Source organism: Alphaproteobacteria bacterium (assembly GCA_041396705.1).
In the GTDB taxonomy this organism is placed as follows: Bacteria; Pseudomonadota; Alphaproteobacteria; order CALKHQ01; family CALKHQ01; genus CALKHQ01.
This window is the reverse complement of record JAWKYB010000016.1, coordinates 88,435-103,146: the sequence shown is the minus strand read 5'-3', so window position 1 is coordinate 103,146 and position 14,712 is coordinate 88,435. Positions and strand designations below refer to the sequence as shown.

Below are 14,712 nucleotides of genomic sequence, written 5' to 3'. Positions count from 1 at the left end.
CGCCTGCTTCACCGCCGCGCGCACGCTATCGGCGCCGTGCCGCCCAGGCTGGCCCGGCTTTCGATCGCGCTGTCGACGCTGAGGAAAGGATATACGGCATCGGTGATGCGCGGCTCCACCGCCTGCATCGCCGCCAGCGGCAGGTCGGCCAGCTCGCAGCCCCGCTCGGCGGCCAGCGCCACGATGCGCCCGGTGACGTGGTGGGCGTCGCGGAACGGCATGCCCAGCGCCCGCACCAGCCAGTCGGCCAGGTCGGTGGCCGTGGGGAAGCCCTTGGTCAGCGCGCGCCGCATCGCCTCGGCGTCCGGGGTCAGGTCGGCGGCCATGCCGGCCATCGCCGCCAGGCACAGCGCCAGCGCGTCGGCGGCCAGGAACACCGCCTCCTTGTCCTCCTGCATGTCCTTGGCATAGGCCATCGGCAGGCCCTTCATCACCACCAGCAGCGTGTTGAGCGCGCCGACGATGCGGCCGGTCTTGGCGCGGACCAGCTCGGCCGCGTCCGGGTTGCGCTTCTGCGGCATGATCGAGCTGCCGGTGGTCCAGGCGTCGCTGAGCCGGACGAAGCCGAACTCGGCCGAGCACCAGATCACCAGCTCCTCGGCGAAGCGCGACAGGTGGACGGCGCAGATGGCGGCCGCCGCCAGATATTCCATGGCGAAGTCGCGGTCCGACACGCTGTCCAGCGAGTTGGCGGTCGGCCGGTCGAAGCCCAGCGCCTTCGCCGTCGCCGCCCGGTCGATCGGGAAGGCGGTGCCGGCCAGCGCCGCCGCGCCCAGCGGGCATTCGTTCAGGCGGGCGCGCGCGTCGGCGAAGCGGCCGCGGTCGCGGCCCAGCATCTCGACATAGGCCAGCAGGTGGTGGCCGAAAGTCACCGGCTGCGCCGTCTGCAGGTGGGTGTAGCCCGGCATCGGCAGCGCGGCGTGGCGCTCGGCCTGGTCGATCAGGGCGGCCTGCAGCGCCGTCAGCCCGGCTGCGGCCTCGTCGATGGCGTCGCGCACCCACAGGCGGAAGTCGGTGGCGACCTGGTCGTTGCGCGAGCGCGCGGTGTGCAGGCGGCCGGCCGGCTCGCCGACCAGCGCCTTCAGCCGCGCCTCCACGTTCATGTGGATGTCTTCCAGCGCCTCGGAGAAGGCGAAGTCGCCGGCCTCGATCTCGGCGCGGATCGTCTCCAGCCCCTCGCGGATCGCGGCGGCGTCGGCGGCCGAGATGATGCCCTGCTGCGCCAGCATGGCGGCATGCGCCCGCGACCCGGCGATGTCCTGCTCGTAGAGCCGCCGGTCGAAGGCTATCGACGCGTTGATCGCGGTCATCAGCGCGTCCGGAGCCGCCGCGAACCGCCCGCCCCACATGGTGTTGGCGGGGGCGCTGTCGGCGTTGGGTTTCTGCGATCTTTTCATGGCGCGGACATTGCCACGCCACGCGCCGGAAGGGAACGGACGCTTTGCCCTTGCCGGCCTACCGCGTCGGCACCGGCTTCTCGCCGCTGTAGTCGTAGAAGCCGCGGCCGACCTTGCGGCCGAGCCAGCCGGCCTCGACGTATTTCACCAGCAGCGGGCAGGGGCGGTACTTGCTGTCGGCCAGGCCCTCGTAGAGCACGTGCATGACGGCGAGGCAGGTGTCGAGACCGATGAAGTCGGCCAGCTCCAGCGGACCCATCGGGTGGTTGGCGCCCAGCCGCATGCAGGTGTCGATGCTCTCCACCGAGCCGACGCCCTCGTAGAGGGTGTAGACCGCCTCGTTGATCATCGGCAGCAGGATGCGGTTGACGATGAAGGCGGGGAAGTCCTCGGCGGTGGCCGCGGTCTTGCCCATGCGCTGGGCCAGCGCGATGACGGTGTCGTAGGTCGGCTGGTCGGTGGCCAGCCCGCGGATCACCTCGACCAGCTGCATCACCGGCACCGGGTTCATGAAGTGCATGCCGATGAACTTGGCCGGCCGGTCGGTGGCCGCCGCCAGCCGTGTGATCGGGATCGACGAGGTGTTGGAGGCGATGATGGTGTCGGGGCCGACCGCCTTGCAGATCCGCGAGAAGATCTCCCGCTTCAGTTCCTCCTTCTCGGTCGCCGCCTCGATCACCATGTCGACGCCGGCGATGGCGCCGAGGTCGAGCGCGGTGGCGATGCGGGCCAGGGCCGCGTCGCGGTCCTCCTGGGTCAGCTTGCCGCGCGAGACCTGGCGGTCCATCGACTTGCCGATGCCGGCCAAGGCTTTGTCCAGCCGCTCCTGGCTGATGTCGTTGAGGATCACGTCGATGCCGGATTGCGCGGCGACATGGGCGATGCCGCTGCCCATCTGGCCGGCGCCGACGACGGCGAGCTTTGCGATCATGGTGCTGTTCCCGTGCATGTGGTGGGCCGGCCGCGCGCGTTTGCCGAAGCGTCATCGCGGGCCGCCGAACGGCGGCGTGGCGATTCAGCGTCGCGCTGGATTGCCGCGGCGCGCCGCGCCTCGCAATGACTGATCATGGGTGCCGGATTGCCTCGACTGGTTGGCAAGTGCTGTGCGCTCCTAGCCGTCCAATGCCGCCTTCAGCTCCGGCAGGATCTTGAACAGGTCGCCGACCAGGCCGTAGTCGGCGATCTGGAAGATCGGCGCGTCCTCGTCCTTGTTGATGGCGACGATGACCTTGCTGTCCTTCATGCCGGCCAGGTGCTGGATCGCGCCGGAAATGCCGACGGCGATGTAGAGCTGCGGTGCGACCACCTTGCCGGTCTGGCCGACCTGCCAGTCGTTGGGCGCATAGCCGGCGTCGACCGCGGCGCGGCTGGCGCCGACCGCGGCGCCCAGCCTGTCGGCCACCGCCTCGATCAGCGCGAAGTTCTCGGCCGAGCCGAGCCGCGGCCGCCGGAAACGATGATCTTGGCGGAGGTCAGCTCCGGCCGCACCGATTCGCTCAGCGCCTGGCCGACGAACTGCGACAGGGCGGGTCGTCGCCGGCGGCGGGTCGGCGATGGCGGCGCTGCCGCCGGTGGCCGGCGCCGCCTCGAAGGCGGTGGTGCGCACCGTGATCAGCTTTTTCGCGTCGGCCGACCTCACCGTCGCCAGCGCGTTGCCGGCGTAGATCGGCCGGACGAACGTATCCGCGCGTCGACCACCGCGACGATGTCGGAAATCTGCTGCACGTCCAGCAGCGCGGCGGCGCGCGGCAGCAGGTTCTTGCCGAAGGTGGTGGCCGGCGCCAGCACGTGGGCGTAGCCGGCGGCCAGCTTCGCCACCAGCGGCGCCAGCGGCTCGGCCAGCTGGTGCGCATAGATCGCCGCATCGGCCAGGTGGACCGTGCCGACGCCGGGAATGGCTGCCGCCGCCTCGGCCACGGCGCGGCAGCCGGCGCCGGCGACCAGGATGTCGACGCTACCCAGCTGCTGGCCCGCGGCGACCGCGTTCAGCGTCGCCGGCTTCAGCGCGCCGGCTTCGTGCTCGGCGATGACCAGCACGCTCATGGCCGGGCCTCCAAAATGTGCCGCGGTCCCCGCGCATGGCGGGCGGCGACAGCGTTGCGTCCTTCGAGACGCGCGCCTTCGGCGCGCTCCTCAGGATGAGGGATCGCGGTGCGTTGCACGTGACTCCGCAGCGAACGCAAGGCGCTACGCTGGCTGGCGCATCCGGCGCCGGCGGTTCTGGCCAGCCCCTCACGCCCCCTCATCCTGAGGAGGCGTGCGCAGGACGCCGTCTCGAAGGACGCACGGTGGGCGGTCCCGCGGCCCGGCCGTGCCGGCCGCGCGCTCATGACAGCACCTTGGCTTCGTCGCGCAGCCTGGCGACCAGTTCGGCCACGTCGGCGACCTTGACGCCGGCCTGGCGCTTGGCCGGCTCGACGACCTTCAGCGTGGTCAGCCGCGGCGTCACGTCGACGCCGAGGTCGCCCGGCGACAGCACGTCGATGGTCTTGCGCTTGGCCTTCATGATCGACGGCAGCGAGGCGTAGCGCGGCTCGTTCAGGCGCAGGTCGGTGGTGACGATGGCCGGGCGGGCGAGCCGCACCGTCTCCAGCCCGCCGTCGACCTCGCGGGTCACCTCGACGGCGTCGTCCTGCAGGACGATCTTCGAGGCGAAGGTGCCCTGCGGCCAGCCGAGCAGCGCCGCCAGCATCTGGCCGGTCTGGTTGCTGTCGTCGTCGATCGCCTGCTTGCCGAGGATGACCAGGCCGGGCTGCTCGCGCCCGACGATGGCCTGCAGCAGCTTGGCCACCGCCAGCGGCTCCACCTCGGACGCGGCCTCGACCAGGAGGCCGCGGTCGGCGCCCATGGCCAGCGCGGTGCGGATGGTCTCCTGCGCCTGGGTCGGCCCGATCGAGATCGCGACGATCTCGTCGCAGCCGCCGGCTTCCTTGATGCGGACCGCTTCCTCGACGGCGATTTCGTCGAACGGGTTCATCGACATCTTGACGTTGGTCGTCTCGACGCCGCTTTGGTCGGTCCTGACGCGAATCTTGACGTTGTAGTCGACGACCCGCTTGACCGGGACCAGGATCTTCATGCTCGGCTGCTGATGCTCTTGTTCCGTCGCTGGCCTGCGCGCGGGCGCAGGGACAGGCACCGTAGGCAGCGGCTCAGGCCGAGTCAATCATTCCTGTTGCAGTGCAGCAACGCGGGTGCGGCAGGGCCGGTGCGGCGCGCCGGTCAGTGGCCGCTGCCGCTGAGCAGCATCAGCGCGAACAGGCCGATGGCGACCAGCTGGCTCACCACGCGCATGCGCATCAGCTTGTTGGACAGCTGGCGATTCTGCTCGCCGCCTCGGGTCATCACGAAGATGCCGGTGAACAGGATGCCGACGGTGACCAGCAGCGAGATGATGAAGGCGATGGTGATCGCAGTATGCATGCCGGCAATATAGGTCGTCGCCGATGTGCCGCCCAGGCCGAATTGGTCGCAGCGTCAGCCGGCGAGGGCGAGGTGGTTGTCCCAGGCATAGCCGGCCGCGTCGCCGGCCAGCGCGCCGGTGACCGTGGCGTCGGGCAGGCGTGCGAAGGCGCCGGCGCCAAGGCCGCTGGACAGCGCGAAGGCGCCGTCGGCGGCGAGCGCGGCGAGCCCGCAGCCGTCGGCCATCTCGACCGCGGCGACGAACGCACCGTCCTCGGTGTCCCACCAGCCGGTGAAGCCGCCGCGCGGGCAGCTGACGCCGAGATAGCGCCCGGCACGGTCGAAGCGCACGCTGCCACCGTAGTTCTGCGACCGGCGGGCATAGGGCGCCGGCAGGTCGAGCAAGCGGATATCGCCGTCGTCGCCGACCAGGCCGCCGACCGGCACGATGTCGCGCTCCGGCCCTTCATACTGGAAGGCCAGCGCGATGCGGCCGTCGCCGGCCACGTCCATGTGGCGGATGCTCATCTGGTGCCGGTCCGATGCCAGCGCCGCCCGGCCCAGCAGTGCGCCGTCCGCCGCGTCCATGAACACCAGCGACGGCGCCATCGTCGGGATGTTCAGCTTGGTCCGGCCATAGTCCGGGTGGGTGAGGATTCCGCCGATGGTGACCGCCAGCGTGCGGCCGTCGGGCATGAGCGCCAGCTCGTGCGGGTCGATGCCGTGGGACGGCCATTCGCCGACGCGGCGGTAGCCGTCGGCCGGGTCGTAGAGGCCGAGCGCGCCGGTGCCGGCGTCATAGGCGTTTTCGGTGGCGAAGAGGACGCTGCCGTCGGCGGAAAACACGGCATGGCCCTGGAAATGCCGTCCGTCCGGGCTGTCGATGCGGTGCACCGTCTCGAAGCTGTCGGGATCGACCGCCACCAGGAAGGTTCCGGGCCGGCGCGCGCAGGCGACGATGTGTCGACGCGGCCCGCCCTGCAGCACCTCGTGCGCGCGGTCGGGCAGCGGCTGGCGGAACACCAGCGTGCCGTCGAGGCCGAAGCCGGCGGCGAAGTGGTTGCCCTGCGCATCGTCGACGCCGCTGAGCAGCAGCGGTCCGGCGGCCTGTACGCGCGACCGGCCCGCTGCGGCCACTACGGCCGCAGCGGCAGCAACGCCCAGCGCGGCGCGACGGCTAATCGCCGTCCAGGCTGTTGAATCCCCGCTGCAGGCCAAGGGCCCCTCCCATCTCGGCACCGACAAGGTCGCGCGTCCGGTCGACCGCGTCGCGCAACGCCTCAACCTGCGGCCGCAGCGCCGGGTCCGCGACCGCCTCGGGCAGGTCGGCGGTCAGTGCTGCGCTAATCCGCAGCGCGTCGGCCAGGCCGGCGTCGATCTCGGCGGCCAGCGCACCGGCACCCGCTGCGGCCAGCGCGTCGTCGAAACCGTCGCCGGCGCTGCCGTCGAACAGCGCCTGTGCGGCCTGCAGGTTCAGCACGACGTTGCGCAGGCTGCGGCCGCTGCGCCAGTTCTCCGCCAGCCTGGGCTTGGCCGCGTCGATCGCGTCGCCGAGCGGCGCCTCGATCTTCTGGTCCAGCACAACTTCCAGCATCTGGTACAGGCCCTTGAACAGCGCGGTGGTCGCGTCGGCGTGGTCCGCGTAGTAGGAAGCCTCGGTGCCGGCGCCGAAGATCTGCTCGGCCTCGCCGCCCGGCGCGGTCCATTCGCCCGCCATCTCCGCGCCGATGGCCGCGATGTTGCCGGCGATCGCCGCGGCGAGCGCGCATTCATAGTCGTCCAGCCCGTCCGCCTGCTCCGCGTACAGCAGCCGTTCCAGCGCCGGAAAGCCCTGCAGCGCCACACTGCCGGCGGCGAGTTCGGCCGGACCGGGGACCGGCGGGCGGTTGCGCAGCATGTCGTCCAGCTGGCGTGCGCCGGTGTTGCGGCGGTCCGGCCAATAGTCGACGCGCGGACCGCGCATCTGGAACTGCACCGGTCCAAGACCGATGGGCTGGGTCAGCATCCAGTCGTCCAGCGCCGTGTCGAAGGCTGCATGCAGGGCATCGACGTCGCCGGGGCACGCGGTCGGCACGGCCGCGGCGAGCGCCGCCGCGGACTCCGCGAAGGCGGCATAGCGCGGGATCGCCTGGCTCTCGACCAGCGCACGGTTCAGGGCGGCGAAGTCGACCGCGCCGTCGTCGCCCCGGGCCGGCAGGGCGGAAGCTGCCGCAATCATGGCGGCCAGCCAGAGGCACATGCGCATCACAGGCTCTCCAGAAACGCCAGCAGGGCGGCGCGGTCGGCGGGCGACATGGCGACGAAGCCGGCGCGGGCCGCCTCCGCCTCGCCGCCATGCCACAGGATGGCCTCGGTCAGCGTGCGGGCGCGTCCGTCATGCAGCAGGAAGCGGTCGCCGTTGACCAGGTCGATCAGGCCGATGCCCCACAGCGGCGGCGTGCGCCATTCGCGCCCGTCGGCCTGGCCCTCCGGCCGGTTGTCGGCCAGGCCGTCGCCCATGTCGTGCAGCAGCAGGTCGGAATAGGGCCAGATCAGCTGGTGCGACAGGGCCGGGCGCGCCGCGTCGGTCGCGGTGATGAATTTCGGCACGTGGCAGGCGGCGCAGCCCGCGCCGTAGAACATCGCCTTGCCGTGCAGCACGGTCGGGTCGTCGATGTCGCGCCGCGCCGGCACCGCGAGGTGGCGCGTGTAAAGCTCCAGCGGTCCCGTCAACGACGACGGCACTTCCAGGCCCTCGAACTCCGGCGAGTTGCCGTCGGGCGCGTCGACGCACGAGGCCTGCGCCACAGTGCAGTCGCCGGCGCCGGCGGGGTAGGCGGGCGACGACAGGCCCATGTCGCCCGACAGCGCGGCCGCATTCTGCTGCGCCAGGCTGGGTTGTCCGGCCTTCCAGCCGAAGCGGCCCAGCGCCAGGGTGCCCAGCCGCGAATCCCAGCCGTAGTTGGGGCGGCCCGAAATGCCGTCGCCGTCGCCGTCGTCGGGGTCGGCATGGGCCAGGATGTCGGCGTCCGGGATCGCCTCCAGCAGGCCCAACCCGATCATCTGCGGCGCGATCCGCACCGACAGCATCAGCCCGGGGTCGGGGTCGCCATAGGCGGGGCCGGCGATGGCATAGGTCGGCGCGCGCAGACTGACCGTCTCGCCGTCGGGGAACGCGAAAGACCGTTCCTCGTATGCGATTGCGATCTGACCCTCGGCGGGATGGCCGGCAACGGCCACGTCCTGCAACTGGCCGCCATAGATCGGATCGGGGATCACCGCGGCGTGGCCGGAGGCGAGCAGCGCCTCGTCCTGCGGCGAGGACGGCGGAACGCTGAGCCGCATCAGGATCGAGATCGCGCTGTCTTCCGGCATCGCCGGATCGGGCGTATGGCCGCGCCCGTTGCGGATATGGCAGCGGTCGCAGGCGCGCGCATTGTACAGCGGGCCGAGGCCGTCGGTCGCCCGGGTCGAGGCCGGCGCCGCCACCCATAGCCGCCGGAACACGGCATTGCCCAGGCTGAAGTCCAGCCTGTCCTCGGCGGCCAGGTTTTCCGCCGGCTGCAGGAAAGCGCTGCGGCTGTCGACCCGGTGTGAGGTGGTGGCGCCGCCGGGATTGCGCTCATAGGCTTCGGGGCGGCTGAAGTCGCCGGTGGGCGCCGTGATATGGTCGTAGACGCCGGCGACGGTGGGCGCTACGAACAGAGCGCACACCGCGGCCGCCGGCACCAGGCGCCAGAATCGCCCCATCGCTCCCCCTCGCCGCCTCTGCCGGCCCAGTCCGCGCCGCCTATTGGAACACAGCCTCGGGGTCGTCCAGGCTGTCGGAGCCCTCGAACGCGATCTCGGCGAGTCCGAGGGCGCCGACGGCGCCCTCGATCGCCACGGTCTGCGCCTTCAACGCGTCGACCACGGCCTGAACGATCGCATTGCCTTCGGCATCGCCCGCAGCCAGCAGTTGGTCATAGGCCTTGCCACTCTCCGCGCTCGCCACCATCGCGTCCATGGCGGACAATGTCGCATCCATCGCCGCACGCACCCGCGCGTCTGCCTCCGGCGCGACAGCGGCCACCAGTTCGGCCAGGCTCGGCCTCTCGACCATGCTGCCGTCGATCCGTTGATAGCGGCCGAGATAGACGTTCATCATCCCGACCTGGTCATAGTAGTGCGAGAAGTGGGTGTTGTCGGAGAAGCAGTCGTGCTCCTCCTCCGGGTCGTGCAGCATCAGGCCGAGCTGGATGCGTTCGCCGGCCAGCTCGCCATAGGACAGGCTGCCGAGCCCGGTCAGCATGGCGGCGAGGCCGCGCTCTGGCGCGGCGTCGACAATCGCGCTCCGCGCCGCGCCGCCGGCATCCCACAGCGCCGTCATCGCCTCCAGTTCGCCGACCAGCAGGTCGGTCGCCGTGGTCAGATACTGGATGCGCCGGTCGCAGTTGCCGTGGGTGCAATTCGCGGTGTCGAAATCGCTCGCCGGGCGGTTGCCGGCACCGGGCCCTGTGCCGTTCAGGTCCTGGCCCCACAGCAGGAACTCGATGGCGTGATAGCCGATGGTCACGTTGGCCTCGACCTCGTCCACCTCGTGCAGGCTCTGGATCAGGGCGGCATCGATCACCGTCGCGTCGATCTCGCGGCCGGCGATGGTCAGGGTGGGATTGGCGATCACGTCGGCGGTGTAGAAGTCGTTGGCGTCGGACTCCGCCCCGTAGCTGTCGGGGTCGACATAGTCGATCACGCCCTCGTCCAGCGGCCAGGCGTTGACCCGGCCTTCCCAGTCGTCGACCAGGGGGTTGCCGAACCGGAAGGCCTCCGACTGCTGGTAGGGCACCCGTGCCGCGCGCCAGGCTTCGCGGGCCGCCGCCAGCGTGGCTTCGCTCGGCGTGGCGATCAGCACGTCGATCGCGGCGTCGAGCGCGCGTGCGCGGACCAGCGAGTCCTCGTAGGTCGCATGCGCGATGTCGGCATAGCCGGACAGTACGGCCGTCTCGTTGCTTGCCGCGGCTGCGGGCGCCGCACTCATGCACGCCAGCAGGATGGCCGTTGCGCTTCGGCCCGTCGTCCTCGTCATGACCATAATCCCCCGTGCCGGTCGATGGCTGCGGACCGGCGCCAGCCGCCGGCCATCGATCATGGCATTAATGAGAATGCGAATGGATTGCAATGGCGTTGCGAGGCATTTGCAACGATGTCGCACGCCGGCCGGCCTCGCCGCGTCGCCGGCCGTTGCCGGCGCGAGCTTACGGCCGACCCGACGATAGGGGATTGGCGGGGGAAGCGCGCGACTGCGCCTTGCGCGAAGGCTCAGGCCGAGGCGCGCAGGCGCGGCGCCGGTTCCGGGGTGGCGCCGGCCTCGCGCGCAAGCCAGCTCTTGACGCCCTCGATCAGGCCGACCGGCGAGATCGGCTTCGGCATGTAGTCGTCCATGCCCGCATCGATGCACATGTCGCGGTCGCCCTTCAGCGCGTGCGCGGTCAAGCCCACGATCATCGTGCGCGGCAGGCCGTTCTCGGTCTCGAAGCTGCGGATCGCGCGCGTCGCCTCCAGGCCGTTCATCTCCGGCATCGAAACGTCCATCAGCACCAGGCGCGGGCGGTACTCCTTGAAGAAGTCCACCGCTTCGCGTCCGTTGACGGCCTTGGCCATGACGAGCTTCAGGCCCGAGAGGATCTGCTCGACGACGATGCGGTTGATCTCGTTGTCCTCGGCGATCAGCACGTCGATGCCGGCCGGGACCGCTTTGTCCGGAACGACGGCGTCGACCGCCGGCATTGCGACGGCGGGCTCCGGCTCTGCCGGTGTCCCGGCCGCGTCGGCGGCCGGCTGCGCCTCCGGCTTCGCGCCGGCGGCGGCATGCAGCACCGACGTCACCATGTCCAGCAGGCGCGAGGATGTCGCCGGCTTGACCAGGTGGCCCTGGATGCCGAGCTCGCGGAAGAACCCGCCGTCCGTGGGCTGGTCGACCGAGGTCAGCATGATGATTGGCAGGTCGGCCAGCGACGGCGTCCGCCGGATGGTGCCGGCCACCGCCGCGCCGTCCATGCCCGGCATGTGGTAGTCGAGGATGATCAGGTCGAACGGCCGGTTGCCGACCGCCGCCTGGGTCAACCGCGCGATGCCCTCCATGCCGGTGGCCGCGCTCTGCTCGTCGAAATGCCAGCTGCTCAGCTGTTCCTGAAGGATCGCGCGGTTCACGGCGTTGTCGTCGATAACCAGGATGCGTTTGCCGGTCAGGTCGACGGGCACGTGCTGCTGGCGCTCGACCGCGCCTTCGACCCGCAGCGGCAGCGTGAAGGCGAAGGTGGAGCCTTCGCCCAGCGCCGAGGTCGCGGTGATGCGACCGCCCATCATCTCGACCAGCATCTTGCAGATCGACAGGCCCAGCCCGGTGCCCTCGTGGCGCCGGGTGGTGGAGCCGTCGACCTGGCTGAACTTTTCGAAGACGTAGTCGATCTTGTCGGCCGGGATGCCGATGCCGGTGTCGGTGATGCGGAAGGTCAGGTCGACCACCGGGTCGCTGCCGTCCTGCCGCACCTTGCCGCCGACGTCGACCAGCACATGGCCGCGGTCGGTGAACTTGATCGCGTTGCCGATCAGGTTGGTCAGGATCTGGCGCACGCGGCCGGCGTCGCCCACCACCGTTTCCGGCAGGTCGGGCTGCACCCGGATGATCATCTCCAGCCGCTTGTCCTGGGCACTGCCGGACAGCAGCGTGACCACGTCGCCGACCGCCTCGGTCGGCTTGAACGGCGCGGGGTCGAGCTCGAGCTGGCCGGAATCGATCTTGGAGAAATCGAGGATGTCGTTAATCACGTTGACCAGCGCCTGGCCGGACTTGATGATCACCGAGGTATACATCTCCTGCTTCTTGTCGAGCTGCGTCCGGCTCAACAGCTCGGCCATGCCGATCACGCCGTTCATCGGCGTGCGGATCTCGTGGCTCATATTCGCCAGGAACTCGGACTTGGCCTTCTCCGCGGTCAAGGCGCGCCGCCGCTCGACTTCCAGCACCCGGTTCTGCCGGCCGAGGCGCCGCGTCATCAGGATCAGCAGCACGCCGGGGACGCAGATGGCGAGCGCGGTCAGGCCGGTCACGCGGAAGGCGAAGGTGGCGAACTCCTGCCGGAACGCGGCGGCTTCTTCCGCGAGATCGACATAAACCTCGACCACGGCGACGATGCGACCCTGGCGCACCACGGGCACATAGGTCTCGGCAAACACCTGCGGCCTGCCCGGCGTGTCCGCACCGTCCTTCAGGGCGGTGACCGCCATGCCATCGCGTGCCACCTGCAGCGCCTGATCGGTGTAGCCGTTCTCGGCGGGACGGATATCGACGCGGGTGCCGAGGTCGTCCGACGACAGCCGCAGCCGTCCGGCGGTGTCGAACAGCTTGAACCGGAACACGTTGCCGAGCCGGCGCAGGCGGTCGAGATAGTCGCGTTCCTCCGCCGTCGGCATCGCCCCGCCGGCGATCTCTTCGATCCGCGGCAGTTCGTGGGCGATGCTCTGTGCCCAGGCCTGGGAAGTGCGTTCGGCCTGGCCGGTGACCACCTTGTCGGCCGTCGCTTCGAGGAGCAGGTAGCCGACCACTGCCAGGACCGCGATGGCGCCGACGAAGATGCCGTAGACTAGCGTGGTGAATCGAATCCGGTTTGGCACGGAAATGACACGCCTCTCGCGTTGAATGAAGCGAGAGTGGGGGATAGCGGTAAACAACGGCCTAACTCGGCCGTGGCCGTCCGGGCGGCCCGCGCAGGTCAGGGGCGATAGGACAGCAGGATGTCGATCATCAGCTCGTCGCGCTTCGCCGCCGCGATGTCGAGCGGCCGGTTGCCGTCGGGGTCGGCGATGCGCGGGTCGGCACCGGCGGCCAGCAGCGCCTCGGCCAGATCGGCATTGCCGCGCTCGACGGCAATCGCAAGGCCGGTTCTGCCGCTGCCGTCGCGCAGGTCGGGGTCGGCGCCGGCCGCCACCAGCTTGCCGATCAGCACGGGGCGTTCGTGCGCCACCGCCCACAGCAGCGGCGGCGGGTCGCCAGGGGCCAGCGGCGACGACACCGACAGGCCGTGGGCAATGGTCAAGGCGGCGGCCAGGTCGTCGCCGGCCTGGATGGCAAGCCGGAACGCCTCGGCGACGGGAACGGCGGACGGCGCGGCCGCAGCGCTGCGAGCCAGGGCGACGGCCTGGCCGCAGCGCTGCAGCGAAAGCGGTCGCTGCGGCGCGATAGCGATGTCGCCGAGCCGCGCCGAAACGAGCGCCGCGCCTGCGGCGTCGACCGCATAGACGACCTCGTCGCCGTCGCCGTAGTTCACGCCGATCAGGCCTTGCGGCAGCGCGCTGTAGCCGGTGACCGCGCGGCTCTGCGCCGATCCGTCGGCGGCGCTGCGGATCTCACGGTCGGCGAGGAACGACAACGCCGGCCGGTCGCAGCCCGCTTCCGCCGTTGCCCATGCGCCGAGCAGGGCGTCAGCCGCATTCGCCGGCGCCGGTTCTGCCGGCTCCGGTTCGGCGTCGACTGCATCTGCGGCGATCGCGCTGCGTGTCGTGCCGGCCGGCAGGGTCGTGCCGACCCAGTGCGCGGCGCTGGCCAGGGCCACCAGCGCGACCATGCCGAGCGCGCCGACCAGCCGGCAGAGGCTGCGAGCGGTGCTGGAGGTCGGCCGATGGCCGTCCGGGCCGTCCGATGGCCGCCGGTCGGCACGCCAAGGCGCGGCCGGTCCGGTCCTGTGGGTCAGGCGCACAAGCTGGTCGGGGATGTCGTGGCGCAGCGCACGCAGCGCCGCCTCCGCCTCCTGCCGGCCGGCAAAGACGGCGAGCATCGACCAGCCTTCGGCTGTCCACCGGTCAATGCGATAGTGCGCCGAAAGCGGACCCGATTCGGCTGCGTCTGCCGCGCGATGCGGCGCATCGGCTGGGGCGTACAAGTCCACCACGGGTCGACACGCCTGGCGCGCGCAAGCGGGGGGCGACTCGAACACGCGCATAGCCAAGGGCCATCTAGGCGATTTTCGAATCGCCATGCAATGCTGCTAAGAACAGCCGAATCGCGCCGCAGTGGCCGCGGCCGTGAACGAAGGACGAGTGACGTGGATCGCATGCAGCGGCAGGACCGGATCGTCGAGCGGGTGCATCAGGAAGGCTATACGTCGGTCGAGGACTTGGCGTCGGTCTTCGGGGTCACGCCGCAGACCATCCGCCGCGACATCGGCATTCTGCAGGACGAAGGCAGGCTGCGGCGCTACCACGGTGGGGCAGCCACGGTCTCGACCGTGGAGAACATGGCCTACACCACCCGTCAGGTGCTGTGCCAGGACGAAAAGCGCGCCATCGCCCGCCACGTGGCGAGCCTGGTGCCGGACAGCGCCTCGCTGATCCTGAACATCGGCACCACCACCGAGGAGGTGGCGCGCGCGCTGGTCGCATCGCGGGCCGGCCTGCGCATCATCACCAACAACCTGAACGTGGCTGCGATCCTTCAGGGCAAGCGCGATTTCGAGGTCTATGCCGCCGGCGGCCTGGTCCGGCACCGCGACGGCGGCATCGTCGGCGAAAGCGCGCTCGAGTTCATGCGCCAGTTCAAGGTCGACATCGCGATCATCGGCATCAGCGGCATCGACGCGGACGATGGCGCGCTGCTCGACTACGACTTCCGCGAGGTTCAGGTCTCGCGCCAGATCATGGCCAGCGCCCGTCAGACCTGGCTGGTCGCCGACCACACCAAATTCGGCCGCAACGCGACCGTGCGGCTTTGTTCGCTGGCCGACATCCATGCGCTGGTCACCGACCGCAAGCCGCCGGACAATCTCGCCGCGCTGATGGCCGCGGCCGGCCGGCTGATTCACGTCGCGCCCGTGGCGGACCGCGCGGCCGAGCGCGGGCTCGCACGCGCCGAGCGGCGCTGAGCCGCCCGAAATCCGGGACAAACCGACCCATCGGGCTT

Annotated in this window: 11 protein-coding genes and 1 pseudogene; 1 reads left to right on the top strand and 11 read right to left on the bottom strand. The window is 70.7% G+C overall.

Features of this window, described 5'->3' with window-relative positions:
• Positions 1-8: 8 nt before the first annotated feature.
• The 11 genes and pseudogenes from argH to R3F55_20950 all read right to left on the bottom strand — a co-directional run bounded on the left by argH (position 9) and on the right by R3F55_20950 (position 13,591).
• Positions 9-1,397 (bottom strand): argininosuccinate lyase, encoded by a 1,389-nt coding sequence (gene argH / locus R3F55_21000; GenBank protein MEZ5669866.1) that lies wholly within the window; start codon positions 1,395-1,397, stop codon positions 9-11.
• 58 nt (positions 1,398-1,455) lie between these two features.
• Positions 1,456-2,328 (bottom strand): 3-hydroxybutyryl-CoA dehydrogenase, encoded by an 873-nt coding sequence (locus R3F55_20995; protein ID MEZ5669865.1) that lies wholly within the window; start codon positions 2,326-2,328, stop codon positions 1,456-1,458.
• Between the two features lie 180 nt (positions 2,329-2,508).
• Positions 2,509-3,440 (bottom strand): annotated as a pseudogene (locus tag R3F55_20990) (FAD-binding protein).
• A 283-nt stretch (positions 3,441-3,723) separates the two neighbouring features.
• Positions 3,724-4,476: an electron transfer flavoprotein subunit beta/FixA family protein gene (locus R3F55_20985; protein MEZ5669864.1), complete on the bottom strand. Its 753-nt coding sequence runs from the start codon at positions 4,474-4,476 to the stop codon at positions 3,724-3,726.
• 143 nt (positions 4,477-4,619) lie between these two features.
• The gene (locus R3F55_20980) at positions 4,620-4,820 is read right to left on the bottom strand and encodes a twin transmembrane helix small protein (GenBank protein MEZ5669863.1); all 201 of its coding nucleotides are present in this window, start codon (positions 4,818-4,820) and stop codon (positions 4,620-4,622) included.
• Positions 4,821-4,874: 54 nt separating this feature from the next.
• The gene (locus R3F55_20975) at positions 4,875-5,936 is read right to left on the bottom strand and encodes a DUF1513 domain-containing protein (GenBank protein MEZ5669862.1); all 1,062 of its coding nucleotides are present in this window, start codon (positions 5,934-5,936) and stop codon (positions 4,875-4,877) included.
• A gap of 40 nt (positions 5,937-5,976) precedes the next feature.
• Positions 5,977-7,044 (bottom strand): imelysin family protein, encoded by a 1,068-nt coding sequence (locus tag R3F55_20970; protein MEZ5669861.1) that lies wholly within the window; start codon positions 7,042-7,044, stop codon positions 5,977-5,979.
• Positions 7,044-8,528: a di-heme oxidoredictase family protein gene (locus R3F55_20965; protein MEZ5669860.1), complete on the bottom strand. Its 1,485-nt coding sequence runs from the start codon at positions 8,526-8,528 to the stop codon at positions 7,044-7,046. Before R3F55_20965 ends, R3F55_20970 begins: the two co-directional genes overlap by 1 nt.
• A 40-nt stretch (positions 8,529-8,568) precedes the next feature.
• On the bottom strand, positions 8,569-9,843 hold the full coding sequence (locus R3F55_20960; GenBank protein ID MEZ5669859.1) for an imelysin family protein: 1,275 nt from the start codon (positions 9,841-9,843) through the stop codon (positions 8,569-8,571).
• A 233-nt stretch (positions 9,844-10,076) separates the two neighbouring features.
• A complete protein-coding gene (locus R3F55_20955) occupies positions 10,077-12,431 on the bottom strand; it encodes a response regulator (GenBank protein ID MEZ5669858.1) in 2,355 nt (784 codons plus the stop codon).
• Positions 12,432-12,529: 98 nt separating this feature from the next.
• Positions 12,530-13,591: an ankyrin repeat domain-containing protein gene (locus R3F55_20950; protein MEZ5669857.1), complete on the bottom strand. Its 1,062-nt coding sequence runs from the start codon at positions 13,589-13,591 to the stop codon at positions 12,530-12,532.
• 276 nt (positions 13,592-13,867) lie between these two features.
• Between R3F55_20950 and R3F55_20945 the strand changes: the two genes are divergently transcribed.
• On the top strand, positions 13,868-14,674 hold the full coding sequence (locus R3F55_20945; protein MEZ5669856.1) for a DeoR/GlpR family DNA-binding transcription regulator: 807 nt from the start codon (positions 13,868-13,870) through the stop codon (positions 14,672-14,674).
• Positions 14,675-14,712: the final 38 nt, after the last annotated feature.